General features: G+C 75.3%; 12 protein-coding genes. 7 read left to right on the plus strand and 5 right to left on the minus strand.

The window, feature by feature from the left end; translation table 11 throughout:
- Positions 1-155 precede the first annotated feature (155 nt).
- Positions 156-2,816, plus strand: coding sequence for an ATP-binding protein (locus SYYSPA8_RS20025; protein ID WP_323448602.1), 2,661 nt, complete (start codon positions 156-158; stop codon positions 2,814-2,816).
- 78 nt (positions 2,817-2,894) lie between these two features.
- Here the strand turns inward: SYYSPA8_RS20025 and SYYSPA8_RS20030 are convergent, their stop codons facing one another.
- The gene (locus SYYSPA8_RS20030; protein WP_323448603.1) at positions 2,895-4,172 is read right to left on the minus strand and encodes a hypothetical protein; all 1,278 of its coding nucleotides are present in this window, start codon (positions 4,170-4,172) and stop codon (positions 2,895-2,897) included.
- A 233-nt stretch (positions 4,173-4,405) separates the two neighbouring features.
- Between SYYSPA8_RS20030 and SYYSPA8_RS20035 the strand changes: the two genes are divergently transcribed.
- Positions 4,406-5,116 carry a hypothetical protein gene (locus SYYSPA8_RS20035; RefSeq protein WP_323448604.1) on the plus strand — a complete coding sequence of 237 codons (711 nt, stop codon included), beginning with the start codon at positions 4,406-4,408 and terminating at the stop codon, positions 5,114-5,116.
- Positions 5,117-5,261: 145 nt separating this feature from the next.
- Here SYYSPA8_RS20035 and SYYSPA8_RS20040 read toward each other — a convergent pair whose 3' ends face one another.
- Genes SYYSPA8_RS20040 through SYYSPA8_RS20050 form a run of 3 tightly spaced genes read right to left on the minus strand, consistent with a single transcriptional unit; the run spans position 5,262 to position 8,342 of the window.
- Positions 5,262-6,845: a hypothetical protein gene (locus tag SYYSPA8_RS20040; RefSeq protein ID WP_323448605.1), complete on the minus strand. Its 1,584-nt coding sequence runs from the start codon at positions 6,843-6,845 to the stop codon at positions 5,262-5,264.
- On the minus strand, positions 6,823-7,629 hold the full coding sequence (locus tag SYYSPA8_RS20045; protein WP_323448606.1) for a hypothetical protein: 807 nt from the start codon (positions 7,627-7,629) through the stop codon (positions 6,823-6,825). The genes SYYSPA8_RS20040 and SYYSPA8_RS20045 overlap by 23 nt, the downstream gene beginning before the upstream one ends.
- Positions 7,626-8,342 (minus strand): hypothetical protein, encoded by a 717-nt coding sequence (locus SYYSPA8_RS20050; protein ID WP_323448607.1) that lies wholly within the window; start codon positions 8,340-8,342, stop codon positions 7,626-7,628. Before SYYSPA8_RS20050 ends, SYYSPA8_RS20045 begins: the two co-directional genes overlap by 4 nt.
- 418 nt (positions 8,343-8,760) lie before the next feature.
- Between SYYSPA8_RS20050 and SYYSPA8_RS20055 the strand changes: the two genes are divergently transcribed.
- Complete coding sequence (locus tag SYYSPA8_RS20055) at positions 8,761-9,828, plus strand: 4Fe-4S single cluster domain-containing protein (RefSeq protein WP_323448608.1); 1,068 nt, start codon at positions 8,761-8,763, stop codon at positions 9,826-9,828.
- A gap of 217 nt (positions 9,829-10,045) precedes the next feature.
- On the opposite strand, the gene SYYSPA8_RS20060 is transcribed toward SYYSPA8_RS20055, so the two are convergent.
- Positions 10,046-11,128 carry a macro domain-containing protein gene (locus tag SYYSPA8_RS20060; protein WP_323448609.1) on the minus strand — a complete coding sequence of 361 codons (1,083 nt, stop codon included), beginning with the start codon at positions 11,126-11,128 and terminating at the stop codon, positions 10,046-10,048.
- A 482-nt stretch (positions 11,129-11,610) separates the two neighbouring features.
- Between SYYSPA8_RS20060 and SYYSPA8_RS20065 the strand changes: the two genes are divergently transcribed.
- The 4 genes from SYYSPA8_RS20065 to SYYSPA8_RS20080 all read left to right on the plus strand — a co-directional run bounded on the left by SYYSPA8_RS20065 (position 11,611) and on the right by SYYSPA8_RS20080 (position 19,881).
- Entirely contained in the window at positions 11,611-14,286 is a 2,676-nt protein-coding gene (locus SYYSPA8_RS20065; RefSeq protein ID WP_323448610.1) for a protein kinase domain-containing protein, read from the plus strand.
- A complete protein-coding gene (locus tag SYYSPA8_RS20070; RefSeq protein ID WP_323448611.1) occupies positions 14,283-15,929 on the plus strand; it encodes a hypothetical protein in 1,647 nt (548 codons plus the stop codon). Before SYYSPA8_RS20065 ends, SYYSPA8_RS20070 begins: the two co-directional genes overlap by 4 nt.
- A 1,397-nt stretch (positions 15,930-17,326) precedes the next feature.
- Positions 17,327-19,381, plus strand: coding sequence for an AAA family ATPase (locus SYYSPA8_RS20075; RefSeq protein ID WP_323448612.1), 2,055 nt, complete (start codon positions 17,327-17,329; stop codon positions 19,379-19,381).
- The gene (locus tag SYYSPA8_RS20080; protein ID WP_323448613.1) at positions 19,381-19,881 is read left to right on the plus strand and encodes an FHA domain-containing protein; all 501 of its coding nucleotides are present in this window, start codon (positions 19,381-19,383) and stop codon (positions 19,879-19,881) included. The genes SYYSPA8_RS20075 and SYYSPA8_RS20080 overlap by 1 nt, the downstream gene beginning before the upstream one ends.
- Positions 19,882-19,985 lie beyond the last annotated feature (104 nt).

Here is a 19,985-nt window from a genome sequence, read left to right on the forward strand (position 1 = left end):
GCGGTGTTACCTTTCTGCATTTTTGGCTTAATCAGTCGATTCGAACGCCCAAGCGGTCAGAATCGATCCGTCACCGGTCTAAACGAATCCCTGTGCGGGTAGGGAGACGGAGAGGCGTCGAATACCGGAATTACTTCCGGAGGGAGGGCCGGTGAATGGACCAGGTTAAGGCCACGGAATTGAGGGCCGCACTGATCTTGGCCACCGCCCGGCCGGGCGCCCTGGCGGAGCTGGTGGCGGCCGTGCGCGGCCGTGCCGACGACACCCTGGTCGACTCCGTCGCCCACTGGGCCGCCGCCGACCGGGGCCCCGGCGACGACGAACGTGTCCGGATCCTGACCGGCGACCTGGCCGAAGCGGCGCTGCTCCGGCCCCTGCTGGCCCGGGAGTTACGGCGCTGGCTCGGCGCCACCCTCACCGCGGCCGACCGCTCCAGCCGCCCCGACCGTCCCGGTCACATCGAGCGCGGCGACGACGGCGAGCAGGCGGACCGCAGCGACCACATCGACCGCATCGCCCGGGTGGACCGGGTGGACCGGCTGGACCGGGTGGAGAACTCGATCGGCACGTCCGCCCGGATCGACGGCCCGGTCGTCCAGGCCCACGACGTCCACGGCGGAGTCCACTTCCACGCCCCTCCCGCCGCCCCCGCGCCGCCCCGCGCGCCGACCGTCCCGCGCCAGATCCTCCCCGTACCCGAGCACTTCACCAACCGGCGGCGCGAGCTGGAGGAGCTGGAGAGCGTGCTGCGCTCCGGCGGCCGGGCCCCGGTCGTGGCGGTGATAAGCGGCCCCGCGGGCATCGGGAAGACCTCGCTGGCCTGCCGCTGCCTGCTCGATCTCGCGGACGCCTGCCCCCAGGGGCAGTTGTACGTGGATCTGCGCGCCCACTCCGACAGCGGCCCCGCCGAGCCCGGCGAGATCCTGGCGGAGCTGCTGCGGGCGCTGGGCCACGAGCAGATCCCCCTGTCGCTGAACGAGCGCGCGGCGCTGTGGCGTTCGGTCGCCGTCGACGCCCGGATCGGCCTGCTGCTCGACAACGCGCTCAGTGCCGCCCAGGTCCGTCCGCTGCTGCCCGGTTCGGCGGGGTCGCTGACCGTGGTCACCAGCCGAAGACGGCTGACCGGACTCGGACTGGACGGAGCGGTCTTCTGCCCGCTGGACGTGCTCGACACCCAGGACGCGCTGGAGATCCTGCGCCGCCGCATCGGCGCGGAGCGGGTGCACCGGGAGCCCGCCGCCGCGCTCGCCATGGTGGAGGCGAGCGCCGGGCTCCCGCTCGCGGTGAGCGTCACGGCCGCCCGGCTCGCCGCCCGCCCCCGCCAGCCGCTGTCCGTGATGGCGGCGGCGCTGCGGGACGGCGGCGAACGCGCCCTGGACGCGCTCCGGGTGGAGGGCGACTACGCGGTACGCACCGCCCTGGACGAGTCGTACCGGCTGCTCACCCCCGACCTCGCCCGGTTCTACCGGCGGCTGAGCCTGGCCCCGGTGCCCGTCCTCAGCGCCCCGGTGGCCGCCGCCGCCTGCGCCGTGCCCCCGGCCGGAGCGGATCTCCTCCTGGACGAGCTGGCCGAGGTCAGCCTCGTGGAGGACCTGGGCCCCGACCCGCGCACCGGCCTCGGCCGCTACCGCTTCCACGACCTGGTCCGCACCCACGCCCGGGGCATGGCGGCCCGGTCGGAGACCACGGCCGACGCCACCGGCGCCGTACGGAACACGGTGGAGTTCTACCTGCGGGCCGCGACCGCCGCCGAGGAGCTGCTGAGCCCCACCCACCGGACGCTCGCCCGCGACTACGAACGGCCCGCCGGGGCACCGCCGCCGTTCACCGAGGCCCCGGGGGCGCTGCGCTGGCTGGACGCGGAGCGCTCGCATCTGATGGCGGTGCTGCGGACGGCCGACGCCCGGGGCTGGGACGCGGCCTGCTGGCAGCTCGCCGACGCGATGTGGCCGCTGTTCCTGCGGCTGCGCCCGTACGAGCTGTGGATCGAGGCGCACGAGAGGGGTCTCGCCGCCGCCCGGCGCGCGGGGGACGGCGGCGCCGTGCGGCGGATGCTGACGTCCGGCGGGGCGGGGCTGCGCAACGCGGGGCAGTACGCGGAGGCGGTGGAGTGGTTCCGGGAGGCGCTGGACGCGGCCCGTGAGGACGTCGCCTCACTCGCGTCGACCGGGACGGACGGCGGGACGGGCACGGGCCCCGGCACGGGCCGTGGGGCGCTCCTGGCCGCCCGGCGGACCGAGGCACAGGCGCTGCACGGCCTCGGCCAGACCCTGCGGCTCGCGGGGCACACGGCCGAGGCCCTGGAGTACTTCGACGCGGCCCTCGTCCTGCGCGAGGAGATCGGCCACCGCCGGGGCGCCGCCCTCACCCGCCTGTGCCGGGGCGACATCGCCCTGGAGCAGGGCCGCCCCGACGACGCGCTCCCCGATCTGCGGCGGGCCCGCGACGAGCTGCTCGCCGTCGACGACCCCTACGACGCGGCCCGCGCCCTGGCCTTCCTGGGCCTCGCCCACGGGCAGGCGTCCGCCGCCGCGCGGACGGCGCCCCCCGACCGGGCGGACCGGGCGGCCGAGTCCGAGGCCCTGCTCCGCGCCGCGCTCGCCGAGTTCGAGGACACCGGCTCCGTCCACTGGCAGGGCCGTGTCCTGGCGCTGCTGGGCCGGACGGCGGAGGAGCGCGGGGACCGGGCGGCGGCCCGTGAGTGGTACGCGCTCTCCCTGGCCCGGTACGAGACGGTGGACCGCGAGGAGGCCGCCCGGGTGCGCGAGCTGTGGCAGCGGGTGGGCGCGGACCTGGGCCCGCCGGATCCCTCCTGACCACGGGCCCGCGCCTCCCGTACCCGGCCGCCGGGGCTGGGAGGCCGGGTACGGGTCGTCGCGCGGAACCTGCCGTCGCTACGCCGGGACCTCGCCCGCCGTCGCGGCGTCCCAGGGCTCCGGGAGCGGCAGCGGCGGCAGCACGGGCTCGTACGCGGGCTCGCCGAGGCCCAGCAGCCGGTACATCAGCCGGCGGGTGTTGCGGCCGGAGCGGCCGGGCTCCGAGGAGATCCGGCGGCCTATCCGCGCGTACTCGGGCGCCGCCGCCCGGGCCGCCGCCCGCGCGTACGCCAGCTGCTCGGTGAGCGGGTGGGACGGCGAGAGCGCGGGGGCGATCCGGGCCAGCTCGGCACCCGGCGACGCCGGGTCGACGTCCTCCGCCGGGAAGCGGGCCAGCAGCGGCGCCGCCCGGGTCAGCGTCGAGTACAGCGTCACCGAGCCGTGGTCCCCGACGACGTGGTCCGCCGCGATCAGCAGGGTGCGCCAGTCCGCCTCGGGCGGGACGACGGCGACGCCCTGCCGACGGGCCGCGGCGAGCCAGGACCGTACCTGCCACTCGCCGTGCCCGGACCAGACGTTGGGGTGGACGAGGACGGCGGCCCGGTACCGGTCGGGCGGGAGTTCGGTCCGCAGCCGGGGCAGCAGCGCGTCGAGCCGGTTGAAGGACGAGCCGGTGCCCCAGGTCGAGCAGAACAGCACCAGCCGCTGTCCGCGCCGCAGCCCGAGCGCCGCCCGGTAGCGCCGCCGCAGCGGCCGGCTCGCCGTGATCCGGTCGTACGTGGCGTCGCCGACGACCTCCGCGATGGGCAGCGCCTCCGGGCAGGACCGCTCCAGGGTGACGAGGTCGTCCCGGTGGGCCAGGGCCAGCGCCCTGGGCACCACCCGGCCGTCGCGGACCAGGTACTTGCGGCCGAGTCCGCCGACGGCGCGCTCCGCACCGGCCCCGGCACCGGCCTCGCCCGGGTCGCGGTCGTCCGTCAGCCGGGAGAGCTTCATGTGTCCCGCGCCGTGGGGCAGCCGGATCAGCGGTCCGCGGAGTTTGTCCACACCCTGTGAACCGGCGGCGAGCACCAGGTCGAACGTGGTCCGCAGCGCCTCCTCCCACGGCAGCACGGCGCCGCCCAGGGAGCGCAGCGAGCGCTCCGCGCCCGGGTTGAAGGCGTGCGGGGCGATGGTGAAGCCGACCTGGACCCGCAGATCGGACTCCAGCAGGGGCAGCAGGTCGCGCAGCCGCTGCCCGTAGACCTCGGTGTGCACGACGAACAGGACCTTCTTGCAGTTGGGCAGGGTCAGCCACTGGGTGGTGCCACGGCCGCCCCCGGTTCGCTCGCTGTCGGGAATGTTCTCGATCGCCACTGTCTCCCCCGGTGTTGTGTGATGTGCTCCTGACCAGAGCATCCCCGGCCGTACGGGCGAAAGCCTTGCTGTGCCCTTGTCGAAACCTTGCAGCCGCGACGTGCGCGGGAGGGGCGCGGGAGGTGCGCGGGAAGCGCCCGCGCCCGGGTGTCCGCCCGCTCCGTGAGCCGCCCGTACGGCCGCGTGCGCTGCCGCTCAGATAAACGGAAGCAAAGAGTCCACCCCGTCGGCGGGTGCCCGTCACAGCAATCTCCGCCATACTGCTCGCCGTGGAGCAGCAGCACATAGGTCAGAGCACCCCGCCGACGCACGCGGCCGGAGTCGACCCGGCGTTCATCCCCGGGCTCGTTCCCGCCCGCCCCGACCGGGGCGGCGCGGAGCGGACGGAGAGCCGCGTGACCGAGGCCGAGGCCCCGGCGGACGGCGTACCGGCGCAGGACGGCGATCCGCAGGACGACACCCCCGTGAAGGAGGTGACCGCGAAGGAACCAGGACCGGATGCGGAGCCGCATTCGGAGGCAGAGCCGGAGCCGGACTCCGAGCCGGAGCAGGAACAGGAGCGGGCCCAGGACGACGACGGGCCCGTCTTCGAGGTGAGCGACCGGCGCGGCGCGATCGTCGCCGACGGATCCGGCATCACCTTCCGGCTGGACACCGAGGAGGCCGAGTTCGGCTGGGACGAGATCAAGGCCGTCGAGATCGGCATCCCGCGGTTCGGCCGCAGATTCGGTGTCACGGTCTACACCTCGCCCCAGCGCTGGTTCGAGAACGACGTGGAGGCCCGCAGCCGGGGCCAGATCACGGAGTGGGCGGCCCAGCTGGACGCCGTCCTCGACGTCCGGTTCGACGACGGCGACAGCGGCAGCGAACCGGCGGACAGCAAGGACAGCAAGAGCGACAAGGCCGGCCAGGGCGACCGGGACAGCGGGCAGGACGTCGGCTGACCCGTAGCCGCGCACAGCCGCCGCAGCCGCCCGTACGCGACACGGCACGGCACGGCACGCACACGACGGCGCTGTGGACGCTCCCCACCGGGACCGTCCACAGCGCCGTCACGCGTACGCCGTCACGCGTACGCCGCCGCGCGTCTCACCCCCGTACCGCTCCGGCGCCTTCCGGTGCCGGCGCCGGGCCCGGGAGGGACGCCCGCCCGGCACTCGCAGCGGGCGCGGCCGGCAGCAGCGGCCACTGCCGCGCCAGCCGGGCCGCCGCCTCCGTGACCGCCGGGTCCCCGGCGGATCCGGCCACGCCGTCCAGATAGGCCGCGGCGGCCGACTCGTACAGACTCCCCACCCCGTGCAGCCGCGCCTCCTGTGCCGCCCGGCGCTCCGCCCGCCGGGCCGCCAGCGACTCCACGGCCTCCCGCGCGCGCTCCCGCTCCAGCTCACCGGCGGCGATCTCCCGTTCCAGGGCCGCCCGCCGGGCCACGAGATCCCGGTACGAACCCAGATACGGATGCTCGTCGCCCAGACCGATCAGGAACGCGATCCCGCCGGAGAGCAGCAGCAGCGCGATGAACATCACCGCGACCGTCGTCTCGTCCAGCTCCAGGGAGTGGATCGCGCTGCGCGGGGTGTACGTCCTGCCGTTGATCATCCGGGTCGGCGGGTCGGCGAAGATCAGCCGGGCCCGCATCAGGCCGAGCATCCACGCGCCGTACCCCCAGGCGGCCACCAGGACCAGCGCGGGCAGCGCCGCCAGCCGGATGGCGCCGGTGGCCGAGCGGCCGCGCAGGATCCGGGCCGCGTAGTGGGGTGCCAGGATCATCACCGTCGAGACCGCGAAGGTCAGGCTGACGGAGAGGACCTGTTCCAGCCGGCCGCCGCCGTGCAGCCGCTGGAAGACGACGTAGTAGACGGGGAGTTCGACCAGGGCCAGCAGCAACAGCACCGCGATCCGGCCGGTCCGGGAGATGCCGGGGCGGGTCCGCGCCCCCTCCCACACGGCCTGGGTGGCGCCGGATCCCGCGGCCGCCCCCGTGCCCGGGGACCCGGCCGCCGGGTCGCTGTCGGCCACCCGCTCCCAGTCGGTGCCGCCGCCCCCCGGGTCCCCCCGGCCCTGGACTCCGGAGCCGGTGCCGTCGCCACCGCCGCCGAGCAGGGCGGCCCGGCGGCGGCGCCGCTCGTACCGGCCGGCGACGCTGTCCCGGAACGCCTGCCACCGGTCGGCCCTGCGGGCGAGCCGGTCCAGCTGGGCGGTGGTGTTCACCAGCTGGGCCGTGAGCTGTTCGCGGCGCTCGTGGGCGCGCAGCAGCCGCTCGCCCGCGGCGGTGACGTCCGCGTGCAGCCTGCTCTCCGCGAGCGCGGCGTCCTCCTCGGCCTCCGCCGACGCCGCGGTGAGCCGGTCGCGCACCCGGTCGCGCTGGTGGGCGAGTTCGGCGAAGTACGGGATCCGGTCGGCGCTGCCGAGGACCCAGGGGTCGTAGACGCCCCGGGAGGCCGCCTCCCGGCCCGCCCGCCGGGCCCGCCGGACGAGCCGGTGCTCGCCGCTCTCCCGGATGGCCGTGCGCTCGACGGGGGCGGGCCGGGGCAGCGCGCCACCCGCCTGCGGGACCTGCTCGCGGCGGCCCCCGCGCGGCCTGCGGAACCGGTCGCCGCGCCGGGCGCGCAGCCGCTCCGGCAGGGGTACGGATCCGTTCCCGGCGCCGCTCCTATCGGTAGGTGGTGTGGACATCGGCCTTCAGCCTCCCCTCCAGCAACTCGGTCCAGAAGGCGTCGAACTGCTCGTAGAAGGAGGTCTTCGTCCGGTGCTTCATGCCGTAGCCGACCGGGTAGATGTCCATGCCGGCGAGGGGCGGGGAGCCGTGCGCCGCCAGCAGTTCGCCGATCGCCTTCGCGCGTCCGCCCTCGGTGCTCAGGTCCTTCTTCCCGATGCTGAACTCGGGGTCGTTCTGTTCGAAGTCGCTCACCACCAGGACGGCGAAGGAGCCCTTGCCGCTGTCCGGCCGGTGCATCGCGATCCGCGCGAGCCCGCCGACCACGTCGGAGCCGGGGCTCTGGCGCTGGGCGCAGGTGAGCAGCTTCCCGGCCTCCTTCAGGGCGTCCGCGCGCAGCTCGCCCCGGAAGTACTCGCGGTCCTCGCTGCCGGGCAGGTCAGGGTCCAGCTCCAGCTGGTTCGCCTGGCACTTGGAGGACTGGGAGACCTGGGTGATCGGGGCGAAGGCGAGGGTGCCGCAGCCGGTCCCGGTGAGGAAGCGTTCCAGGCTGCCCTTGAGCTTGGCGCGGGCGTCGAAGCCGGTCTTCGTGGTGGCGCCGGAGCCGGAGCCGTCGAGGACGACACCGCAGGCGCGGGTGTACCGCTCGGGCTCGTCGCCCTCCAGGACTCCGCAGCCGGTCGCGGCGAGGGAGCCGGTCAGGGCGAGCGCGAGCGCGAGTGCGCGCACGGCGGTCCGGGGGCGCCGCGGCGCTCCGGTCGCGGGCCCGCCCCCGTGGTGGTGTCGGCCGGAAAGAACGGTCATGTCCGGGTCCTCCGTCCCGCGTCGCCGGATTCCGTGCCGGATCCCGTGCCGACGGCGGCAGGGGGCCGCCGGGGCTCCAGGCCCTGGCTGTCGAGGAGGCACAGCGCCCGGGAGGTCGCGGAGGCCCCGCTGTCGTCGTCGTCGAGCAGCCAGACGTCCGGCAGCCGCCAGTCCACGCCCAGCTCCACCCGGCCGGGCAGCCACTCGGGCACGGGCCGCCGCTCCAGCAGGGACAGCGGCTCGTGCTCCAGCAGCACCCCGTGCCAGTAGCAGGCGAGTTGCTGGTTCGCGCGGTCCACGACCGCCTGCGCACGGGCCCGGCAGAGGTCGGTACGGGTGCGCCACTCGCCCACCCAGCGGCCGTAGCGGGCCAGCGCGGCGGGCAGCGGCTCCCGGCGGATGTCGTACTGGGTGACCACCCGCACCGACTCCGCACGGAGTTGGGCGATCCGCTTCTGCTCCCGCCGGATCAGGGCGGCCCGCATCTGTTCGGTGCTGCGACGGGCGCCCATCTGGATCGTGGTGACGTACGGAGTCACCAGCAGCTGATCGGTTTCGGCCAGGCCGGCGGCGAGCGGTACGCCGTCCCGGTGCGGCAGGCGGGGGATCCCCCGGGCGCCGTCCCGCCGGCCCCGCCGGCCGGCCAGGAAGGCCGCGGTGCGCCCCAGCCTGCCCCGGCGGGCCACCCCGTTGACACTGTCGGTACTGATCATGAATAACTTCCCCCGCATTCCTCCGGACGGGAAATCCCCTGCCCGGACGAGGTTTCACCATTTCCGCGCATGCCGAATATGCGTGCCACCCGGCACCGCGGCCCCTTTGGGCACAGCCGTGAACAGAGCTTTGAGCACAGCTTTGAGCACGGCTATGAGTACAGCTACGAGCACAGCTATGGGTACAGCTATGAGCACGGAGGACGCCGCGCAGTACGGCGGAGAAAGCACCGTGCGAGGGTGACAGTACCCAAGGCCCACCCCGCCCGTACCCGGAAAGTGCTTCTTTACCGAGCTGTTCCCGAAGCCGCCCGGAAGCCGCCCGGGAAACGCCCCGGCCGGAGGGCGCCACAAGGTCATACTGAAAAGACGGGAATGGCGACACATCAACACGGTCGCGGGGAAGGGGCGGAGGGGAATGGGCGACGACGGCACGGCGGGCGGCAGGCCGGAACTGCGCGTCAGCGGGACGCACTTCCCGGTCCGGACCCTGGGGCCGGGGTCGCGGCTCGGCGTCTGGCTCCAGGGCTGCGCCCTCGCCTGCCCCGGCTGCATGTCCCGGCACACGTGGGATCCGCGCGGCGGCTCGCCGCGGACGGTCGATTCGCTGCTGGAGCTGTGGCGGTCCGCGCTGGAGGCCGGGGCGGACGGGCTCACCGTCAGCGGCGGGGAGCCGCTGGACCAGCCGGACGGGCTCGCGGCGCTGCTCGCGGGCGCGGCCCGGCTGCGGGACGCGGCGGGTGGCGGGCCGGTGGCGGACCTGCTCCTGTACACGGGGTACGAGGACGGCGAGATCGCCGGGGAGCCGGCCCGCACGGCGGCGGTACGGTCCGCCGACGCCCTGATCACCGGGCGGTACCGGGCGGGCGAGCCCACGGCGCTGGTCTGGCGCGGCTCGGCGAACCAGCGGCTGCGGCCGCTGACGGCGCTGGGCCGGGCGCGTTACGCGGAACACCTGGGGCGGACCGACCCGACGGGTTCCCGGCTCCAGGTCGAGACGGCCGAGGGGGAGGACGATGTACGGCTCTACGGGGTGCCACGGCGCGGTGAACTGGCCGCGCTGGAGCGCCGGCTGCGGGGGGTGGGCATCCGGGTCCTGGCGGCGGGGTGGCGCCCGGAGGGCCGGCGCGGGCCGGGGGCCGATGACGGGGACGGGGGCGGGCCGGTGGGTGGGTACGAGTCCGGGCGCGGGCACGAGGCCGGAGGCCGGCACGGGGACGGGGACGGGCGCGGGCCGGTGGGTAGGTACGAGTCCGGGCGCGGGCACGAGGCCGGAGGCCGGCACGGGGACGGGGACGGGCGCGGGCAGGAGCCCGAAGGCCGGCATGAGCCCAAGGGCCCGTACGAGCCCGGAGACGGGTACGAACCGGAAGGCCGGCACAAGGCCGGAGGCCAGTACAAGGCCGAACGCGGGCCCGGAGGCCGGCCCGAGGCCGGAGGCCGACACGAGCCCCGAGGCCGGTACGAGCCCGGGTACGGGTCCTGAGCGGGCCAGGGGCGCCAGGCCCGGACGGTCGCCCGCCCGGACCGGCGGCACGGGAGCCGGAGCCGCGCGGCGGCCACGGGCCCTTGCCGGCGGCGCGGAGGCCGGTCGGCCACGGGCCCGTACCGCCGGCGTGGGACCCGCGCCGTCGCGGACCCGGACCGGCCCTGCGGGACCCGGTCGGGCACAGACCCGGACCGGCCGTGCGGGGCCCGCGCCGTCACAGGCCCCGGATCGCGTCCGCCGCCGCCCTGCTCCGTACCACCAGGTGCACCTGCCGCACCGGGTCCTTCGCCAGCTCGTCGCGGACCGCCCAGCGCAGCCACGTCGCGCTGAGCACCGGATCGAGCCCGCCCCGCCCCGCGCCGAGCAGCGGGAAGCCGATCGAGGTCAGCGGCGTCCCCTGCTGCTCGCTCTCCTGGCGGGCCAGCGCGAAACAGGCGCTGACCGCGCGGGCGATGCTCGACGGGGTGACCCGGTACCCCTCCTCGTACGGGGTGGCGACGGCCGCGTGGTAGATCCGCCGCACGCCCCGGGCCGCAAGCTCCCCCGACGAGGTGGGCACCACCGTGCCCGGCCGCACCGGCAGCCCCGGGCGGCCGTGGGTCCGCAGCCAGGCGCCCAGCTCCCGGACGAGCACGTCGTCCACGATCTCCCCGGAGGGGTCGCGCACGGCGGCGGCCAGCCGCAGCGCGCCGGAGACCGTGGGGCGGAAGGTCTTGGACATCTCCAGATAGACGTTCTCCGAGGAGACCAGGATGTCGATGTCCCGCAGGAGTTCGATGGGGGACACATGGAGCGTGACCGTGCCGTCCCCGCCGACGGCGACCGCGTCGAAGCGGCGCGGCGGATGCTGCGGCCCGCCGCCCGCGAGGTCCGGGACGGGCGGCGCGGCGGGCTCCCGCAGCACCGTCAGCACCGCCTCCGCGAGCTGCTGGAGCACCTGCGGCTCCTGGTGCTTGCGGAACCGCTCGGAGGTCACCCCGTAGACGGCGGCCGCCGACTTGCGGCGGTCGGGGGCGGGCGCTCCCCTGCGGTCGGGCAGCAGCCCGAAGGTGTGGGCCGCCGCGCGGCCGAGCAGATCGCCCTCGCCGAGCCGGCGCACGGCCTCCTTGAGGAGCGCCTCGATACCTGCGGGGATGTCGTCCGGGCCGCCGCAGAATCCGCCCGCCAGCGCGGCGGCGCGGAGCGCCGGATGGTCGGCGCCGCGCAGCCCCGCGAGACCGGGCCTGCGGATGATCCGCAGTTCCTCCAGGAGTCGGTCGTAGGCGGGCAGAGCGGCCGGCAATTGCTCCTGACTCATACCGGTCAGGCTAGCGACGGAACCCCCTCCGGTCGATGCCCCGGCCGGGACGGGGAGCGCGGATTTGGTCACGGCTTTGGTCACAGCTTTGGTCACCACGGCGACCACACCCGCCCGGAATCCCTGGAATCCCGTATTCCACGAGTCGGGGAAATCGAACGGGGCATCATCGCGTGCTTCCTGTACGGGAATTCGGGAAATCCGCGAAAACGGCCCACGGGCCGGACCGCTTCGCTACCATCGCCATTTCACCGGCAGCGGGCGCGGCCGTCTCCATGCCGAACCGGCCGTCCGGGCGGTGTTCCGCACCGTCCCGGCGGGCGGCGGCACCGGACTTCACCGCCCCGCGGCCGAACATCCGAGCGGCCGTGGAATTCCCGGCCCCGACCGGGCGGATCCGGCTCCGCCCTTCCCATCGGCCGCGCCGCCCCCGCAGCCGCCGCCGTGCCCGCGTCAGTGCTTCCGCGTACGAGGTGACCGTTGTGACCCAGCCACCGCCGTTCACCGGGGACGAGCCGTCCGAGGACGAGCCCGACGAGCCCGTCGTGCAGATCCGGACATCGACCCCCGTACCGCCGACCGACATGGAACCGGCCGACATGGAACCGGCCGGAACGCCACCGACCGACGTGGAGACGACGGGAGCGCCGCTCACCGACGTCGAGACCACCGGAGCGCCGCTCACCGATGTCGAGACCACCGGCGCACCCCTCACCGACGTCGAGACCACCGGAGCGCCGCCCACCGACGTCGAGGCATCCAGCGGCGGCGCGGGCCGCACGGAAGGCCGGTCCGCGGAGGGCCGGTCCGCGGAGGGCCGGTCCGCGGAGGGCCGGTCCGCAGGAGGCCGGTCCGTACGAGGACCGCGACCGCGCGGCGACACCGGGCGGCTGCCGCGCTCCCTGCGGGACCGCTTCCGGCTGCTGTCCGTGGTGCGCAGGCCCCAGGAACCCCACCGGGCCGCCGTCTTCCGTGTCGAGGACGCGGACGGCGGCGTCCACGTCCTCAAGTGGTACGCACACGGCCACGCCCCCGAACCCGAGGTGTGGCAGCGGCTGCGCCACCCCCACCCCCGGCTCGCGCGGCTCACCGAGACCGACCCCGCCGGCGCCGACGGCCACCCCTACGACCTCTCCCCCTCCTACGGCGAGACCGACCTCGCGACCTATCTGCGGGACAACGCGGGGCCGCGCCCGACCGCGTTCGTCACTGCCCTGGTCCGGCAGTTGCACGAGGCCCTGACCGCCCTGCACACCCTCGGCATCGTCCACCGCGACCTCAGCCCCGCCAATGTCGTCCTGGGCCGGATCGACGGCACCGACCCCGAACTGACCCTGGTCGACTTCGGGTTCTCCGCCTACGCGCCCGAGGGCCGCACCGCCCGCGGCCGGCCCTGGGTCGGCACCCAGAAGTACCTGTCCCCGCAGGCCCTCGCGTACCGGCAGCTCATCCACCCCGCCGCCGACTGGTGGGCCCTCGGCATGATCGCGGCCGAGACGGCGGGCGGCCGCCACCCCATCCGGTACAGCAGCGCCGAGTACATCCAGGAGGAGATCGCCTCCCGTCCGCCCGATCTGAGCCACGTGGCCGAATGGCGGCTGCGCACGCTCTGCCAAGGGCTGCTCACCCGCGACCCCGACCACCGCTGGGGCTCCGCCGAGGTGGCCCGGTGGCTGGCGGGCGAGGCACCCCCCGTGGCGCCCGAGGGGCCGGTCACGACCGCGCCGCCCGCCGAATCCACCGACCCGGCGGACCTCCTGGACATCCGGCCGTACGCCTTCCTCGGCCAGGAGCACACCCGGCCCCGGCTGCTGGCCCTGTCCTTCAGCGAGAACTGGGGAGCCGCCGCCAGGGCCCTGCGCAGACGGCGGGCGCGGGAGGAGTTCACCGGGTGGCTGCGGCAGTTCGAGGGCGTCCCCGGCCGGGACGACGGCGAACTGCGCGCGCTGCTGGCCCTGCTGGAGCGCGAGCCCGGACCGGCCACCCTGGTCCGGCTGATCACCTGGCTCGGGCCCCGCCTGGACGCCTCCTACCGGGGCGTTCCGCTGGACCGCCACGGGCTGCGGGAGCTGCTGCGGGCCGCCCGGCTCGGGGACGAGTCCGCGCTCTCCGTCGTCACCGACCTCAGGGAACACACCCTCCTGCCGCTGCTGGACGACCGCCCCGGCGGCGACGGGCTGAAACAGCTCGGCCAGGACTGGCTCGCCGCGCTCTCGAACTGGGAGCGGGAGGCGACGGCGCTGTTCGACGAATACCCCTCGCTGGGCCGGGCGGACACCGGCGCCCGGCGGATCTGCGCGATGACCGACACGCGCCGCGTCGCGCTGCTGGAGCTGGTCGAGTCGCCGCAGGTCCACTGGGACCGGCTGGTGGAACGCGCCGAACGCACCCTGTCCGGGCTGTACCGGCCGGTCCCCTGGTACGCCCGGCTGGTCCGCGGCCGGGACGTCACCGGCCGGATCCCGGTCCCCGACCTGGTCCGGCTCCATCTCGCCGACACCCTCGCCGGGCTCGCGGAGCTGGAGTCGGCGGCGGCCAGGGACCGGGCCGAACAGGACCGGCTCATCGGTCTCGCGACCCGGCAGGCACGGCACGAGGAGGCCATGGCGGCGCGCTGGCTGCGCCGCGAGGACATGCTGCCGACGCTCGGCTGGGCCGTCGCCGGGGCCGCGATGCTCACGCTCCCCTGGCTCTTCCTCGTCGGCCTGAGCGATCTGCTCGGCCGGCCGGACGAGCAGGCGGTGCTGACGGCCTGGCTGCTGGCGGTCCCGGCCGCCGCCGCGACCCTGGCCGTGGAGGTGTGGACCGCGTACCGGATCGGTCCGCCCGGCTACCACCCGGACCGCTCGGTCGCCGGACTGGTCATCGACCGGTCGCTGCCGTTCGCCCGGTTCGTACGGCAGCCGGGGGCGCGGTTCCCCCTGCGGGGGCTGCTGGTGCTCGTCCCCGTCCTCCTGCTGTGGCTGACGATCGCGTACGCGCCCTGGCTGTGGCCGCTTCTCACGGTGGCCGCCGTCCTGGCGTGGAGCGTGCGGCGGCTGTACGCCTGGCATCAGTACACCGCCGATCTGCGCGCGGGAATCCGTGCCACCGGCGACGGCGACGGCACCGACAGCGTCGGGAACGGGCGGCACGCACGGAACGGGGGCCGGGCATGAGTTATGGAGCGGGACTGCTGGGCGTGGACACGGTCATGCCCTCCGTGTCCTTCGGATCGATCATGTCGGGCTTCCAGGATCCGGCCGTCGGCGCCGTCCGGCCCGCGTACCCCGACACCGCCGCCGGGGCGTACACCCCGGAGCTGTCCGTCCCCGACCTGGGCAGCGCCCTCCCCGACATCTCCGTCTCCGAGGCGGGCGGGCAGGCCCTCGACGCCGTCCTCGACCAGGCGCAGGACCTGCTGGTGCCGGCCCTGATCGGACTCGGCTCCCTCAGCGGGGCACTGCTCGCCGGGCGGGCCGCGATGGCCGGCGCCCAGGCGCTCGCCGCCGCCGCGATCCGGGCCGCCGAGTCGCAGCGGACCCTGCGCACGGAACGGCTGGACGCCTGCCAGGCCGCCGAGTGCTGGCGGCAGGCCGCGTACGCCGCCGCCGCGACCAACGCGCGGATCGAGGCCCTCCACGCCCGCGTCCGGCGGGCGGCGGGCACCCTCGGCCCCCCGGATCCGGACCTTCCGCCGCCGCTCGCGCCCGTCGGCATGACCCTGGAACAGATCTGGCGACAACTCGCCGACACCGAAAAACGCCTGCGGCAGGCGGAGACCGCGCACGCCCTCCAGGTCCTCGAAGCCGCCGCGCGGCCCCCGGCGGTCACGGCCACGGCCGATCCGCACGCGAGCGCCGTCGCCGACTGGCACCGGGAACTGCGGGACCGGCGGGCCCGCGCACTCGCCGACCACCAAACGCCCGACCGGCTCCCGCCGCTGCCGGACCCGTCGGCGCTCACCCCCGCGACCGTGCTCGCCCTCGGGAAGGAACTGCTGGCCGCACTGCCGCTCCAGGCATCCGTGGCGGACCACCGGCTGATCGAGGAGAAGATCGTCACCGCCGCCGAGGAAGCCACCGCGGGGCGCGCCGCCGCCGCCCGACGCCATCTGCGGGAAGCCGAACACTTCACCGGCCGCGCCACACGCGCCGCCGAGCGGCGGCAGCTCGCCGACGAATGGGCCGCGCAGCAGCTGGGCTTCCTCCGGGGCACCCCGTCCGGGCCCGCCCACGAAGGCACGCCCGCGATCCCCGCCGCCACGGACGAGATCGCCCTGCTGGAACGGGCGCTGTACGGGGGAGCGCCCCTGGACGACGCCGAACGCACCCGGATCACGGCCCGCGTCGCCGAACGCACCACCACCTACCAGCGGCTGTACGCGGCCGAAATGGTGCGCACCGCCCTGCGGCAGACCCCGGACGGCGCCCGGCTCCGCGACCGGCCGGCGGCCCGCTCCGCACCCCCCGGCGGCCCGCGGCCGTCCCAGGTCATCGACTGGACCCCGCCCGGCTGGGGCGACGAGCACTGGCTGCGGCTGATCCTGGAGGACGAGAACCGGGCCCGGGTGGTCACCCTGCACCGCCCCCGGCCCGCCGGCACCGAGACCCCGGCGGACCGGGAGCTGGACCGGGTGCGCTGCGCCGAGGCGCCCCGGCATCTGCGCACGCTGGAACGGCTCCTCGGGGACGCGAAGGTGACGATGCGGCTCGCTTTCGCCCCGCAGCCGGAGGAGGCGGCTCCGGTCTCCGCGGCGGCTGCGACGGAGCCGCGGCGGGGCGAGGCGCCGCGGGTGCGGCGGCGGGGTGACCGCCCATGACGCGCCGGCCTGGCGCTGCGGGGCCCGCGCCGATGCGGGCGGGGTGCGCTCGTCCGGGGCCCGGCCCTGTCCGGCCCGTGTCGGTACGAGTTCCTCGCGCTCGTCCGGGGTCCGGGCCGCCGGGCCCGCGTCGACGGGGTGGCCCACGCCCTTCCCCGGCTCGGGGTACCGGCCACCCGCACCTGTACGAGGGTGGCCTCGCGCTGCGGGGCCCGCGTCGATACGGGCGGGGTGCGCTCGTCCGGGCTCCCGCCCTGCTGGCCCGCGTCGGTACGGGGTCCCGCACCCTTCTTCCCCCCGGCGGGGGTACCGGCCACCTTCGCGTGGTCCGTGGGCGGGGGTGCAGGGTCGCCCCCGCAGGGGATCGGCGGAGCCCGACCCGCACTCAACCTGGTGAGTACGCTCGCCGACCCCGAGGAGGTGAGCCCGGAGGCCCCGCCAACCCGCACCACTACCCGGTCCCGGGCCGACCCGCACAAAACCCGCCTCGCCACCGTCGCCCCGCACACAACCCGCCTCGCCGACGATCACCCGAGCAAAACTCAGCCTCGCCGGCGATTGAGGCGCGGAGGTTCGGGGGCTGGCCCCCGACACGGGGCCGCACATGCCATGTGCCCGGAAACCTGTCCGCCCCTGCGGCAACCCGGAAAACTCAGCCTCGCCGACGACGACCCGAGCACATCCAGCCGGTCCGGCGATTGAGGACGGACCAGGACCCTGCCCCGCCGCACAGGCGAACGTCCCGCAGTGTGCGGGCCATCGTCGGGGACCAGTCCCCGAACCCCTGCGCCTCAATCGCCGGCGGGGCTGATTTTTGTCCAGCTCGCCGCAGGGGCGGACAGGTTCCCGGGCACACGGTGTGTGCGGGCTCTCGTCGAGGGCCAGCCCCCGAGCCCCCGCGCCTCAATCTCCCCCAGACTTCGTCCGGGGGGACCCCCAAGAGGCTGGATTTGTTCGGGTGGTCCCGGGGCCGGGTGTGGTGCGGGTTGGTGGTGGCCTCCGGGCTCACCTCCTCGGGGTCGGCGGACCGAAGGCCTACCGTCAACGCACGCCGGACTTACCGCCGATCCCCTGCGGGGGCGACCCTGCACCCCCCACCCACGAAGCCAGCACAGCAGACCGGTACCCCAAGCCGGGGGAAAAAGGGTGCGGGCCACCCCATCGACGCGGGCCAGGCAGGGCGGAACCCCGGACGGGGAGAAGGGTGCGGGACCCCGTACCGACACGGCCCGGCAGGCCCGAGACCCCGGACGGGAGGCCGAGGCACCCGTACCGACGCGGCCCGGCCACCGCGCCCCCGGACGAGCGCACCGCACACGTACCGACGCGGGCGGCCACCGCGAGGCCGCCCGCGTACCGCACGGGACAGTCGTCACCACTACGCAGAGGCCCCGCCCATGACACGCGACCGCCGCCTCCCCCCTTTCGTCGAAGAGCTGACCGGCACCCTCGGCGTCCACTCCCAGTACGTCCTGCACGGCAACATCCGCGACATCCACCTCGTCCGCCACAACAGCGCCCCCGACGAGGGCGGCGCCCGCCACCCCCGGGACCGTACGCACCCGCTCACCGAGGTGCTGTGGAACGCCCTGCGGCCCGAGGGCTACGAGGCGCTGATCCGCTACAACGTGCTGGACGGCTTCACCGTGGTGTCCGGACGGTCGGCCGAGGAGGTCCGTGAACTGCTGCCCGCGCGCGGCCCGGTGGGCGGCGGCGCGGCCCATCAGGGCGGCCGGGGCGGCGGCGAGGCCACGGGCCCGGCGCCCGGGGTCGAGCGGGTGCTGCGGTCGATCGCCACCGGCTGGCAGCAGCACCGACCCCAGCAGCAGCCGCAGGCCGGGCGGGCGCCGGGGCCGCAGCCACGGCGGCAGGACCCGTACCGGGTGGTGCTGTTGATCGACTACGCGGCCCGGATCCCCACCGACGTGAGCCGCCTCAGCGACCAGGAGCGCGATTTTTTCCTCGGCTGTCTGAAACTCGCCGAGGAGGTCCGTCCGCTGCCCGCGCCGGACGGCGGCGGCCGCGCACTGTTCAATCCGGTCATCTGGCTCGCCGACGGCGAACGCGACCTGCCGACGTGGCTGGTCGCGGGCAGCGAGCGGATCCGCACGATCGGCATCCCGATGCCCGACTTCGGGGCCCGGCAGCGGATGGCCCGGCTGCTGGCGGAGGACCACGCGGCGGAGGGCCACGTACAGGAAGCGCCCGCGCAGCCCGCCGCCTCCGTACGGCTGGAGAAGAGCCCGCGTCCGGAGGCAGATCCGCACGACGTGGACACCTTCGCCCGGTCCACCGCGGGGCTCACCCTGCGGGCCATGCGGGAGAGCGCCCGGATGGCGCTCGACCGGGGGCTGCCCTTCTCCTCGATGCGGGACGCCGTCCGCGTCTACCAGCTCGGCGTCGAGGACAACCCCTGGCAGCGCAGCTATGTCCGGGACCAGATCAGGAGGAGCGAGACGTACATCCGGGGCCGGGTGAAGGGCCAGGAGAAGGCGGTCGCCAAGACGCTCGACATCCTCAAGCGGGCGGCCCTCGGGCTCTCCGGCGCGCAGGCGTCCCACCCGGGGAGCCGGCCGCGCGGTGTGCTCTTCTTCGCCGGGCCGACCGGGACCGGCAAGACGGAGCTGGCGAAGTCGGTGGCCACGGTGCTGTTCGGCTCCGAGGACGCCTGTCTCCGCTTCGACATGAGCGAGTTCTCGGCGGCCCACTCGGTGGACCGGCTGGTGGGTGCGCCACCCGGGTATGTGGGGTACGAGGCGGGCGGCGAGCTGACGACAGCCGTGCGCACCGACCCGTTCCGCGTGGTGCTGTTCGACGAGATCGACAAGGCCGACAAGGGCGTACTCGACAAGTTCCTCCAGGTCCTGGAGGACGGCCGGCTCACCGACGGCCAGGGTGTGACCACCTATTTCAGCGAGTGTGTCCTGATCTTCACCTCGAATCTGGGGGTACGGGGCAGGCCGGACGGGCCGGATCGGGGCGGGCGGGTGGCGCGGCCCGGGATGCCGTACCACGAGCTGGAGGAGATCATCCTGAGCAATGTGAAGCACCACTTCGTGGAGGAGATCGGCCGGCCGGAGCTGATGAACCGGCTCGGCGGCAACGTGGTCGTCTTCGACTACATCTCGGACGCGGTGGCGACGGAGATCTTTGATTCGCAGATCGCCAATATCCAGCGGGTGCTGCGGGAGGAGCAGGGGGTGCTGCTGACGCTGGCCGACGACGCCCGGCGGACGCTCTGCGAGCACTGCACGGCGGACTCCGACAACGGCGGCCGGGGCATCGGGATGCTGCTGGAGACGCTGCTCATCAATCCGCTGGCACGGGAGCTTTTCGGCCAGGATGTCCTGTCCGGGACGGCGGTGACGGTGACCGGGGTAAGCGTCGCGGAGGACGGGACTCCCGCGCTGGAGCTGCGGGTCGCCCCGGTGGAGCGGGGAGAGACACGCTGATGGCGGCCGACGAGGGCTGGGAAGAGATCGCCGACGGAGGGCACAGCGACACAGAGGAAGGGGAGGAGGAGCCAGGGTACGAGGAGTTCCTGGAGTGCCACCACTGCCACGAGTCCGTGGGCGCCACCGAACCCCGCTGCCCGTCCTGCGGCAGCTCCCGTGCCCAGGTCGTGCTGAGCTGCGCCGCGCTCGCGCTGGAGCTGGCGCACGGCCCCGGCGCCCCGCTCCGGCTGGGCCGGGACCCCGACTGGGCGCCCCGGACCGCCGCCGCCTTCGACGAGCTGCGGCGGATCTCCCGGCGGCAGGCGGAGATCTCCATGGACCCGGACGGCACCGTGTGGGTCTCCGAGCCGGACCGTCCCAGCACCAACCGCACCTTCGTCAACGGCGAACCGGTCGCCCCCGGCGGCCGGACCCGGCTGCGGGACGGCGACGAACTCCGCTTCGGGCAGCGGATCGCCCGTTTCACGGTACGGATCACCGCGCCTCCGGTGCCCTGACCGGCGCGGGCGGATACGCGGGCGGGGTGCCGGACCGACCCCCGTACGGCCCGGCACCCCGCCCGTGCACCCACCCTCGTCACCGCGCAACCGCCCGGGCGACC

The sequence above is a fragment of the Streptomyces yaizuensis genome (assembly GCF_034961445.1).
In the GTDB taxonomy this organism is placed as follows: Bacteria; Actinomycetota; Actinomycetes; order Streptomycetales; family Streptomycetaceae; genus Streptomyces; species Streptomyces yaizuensis.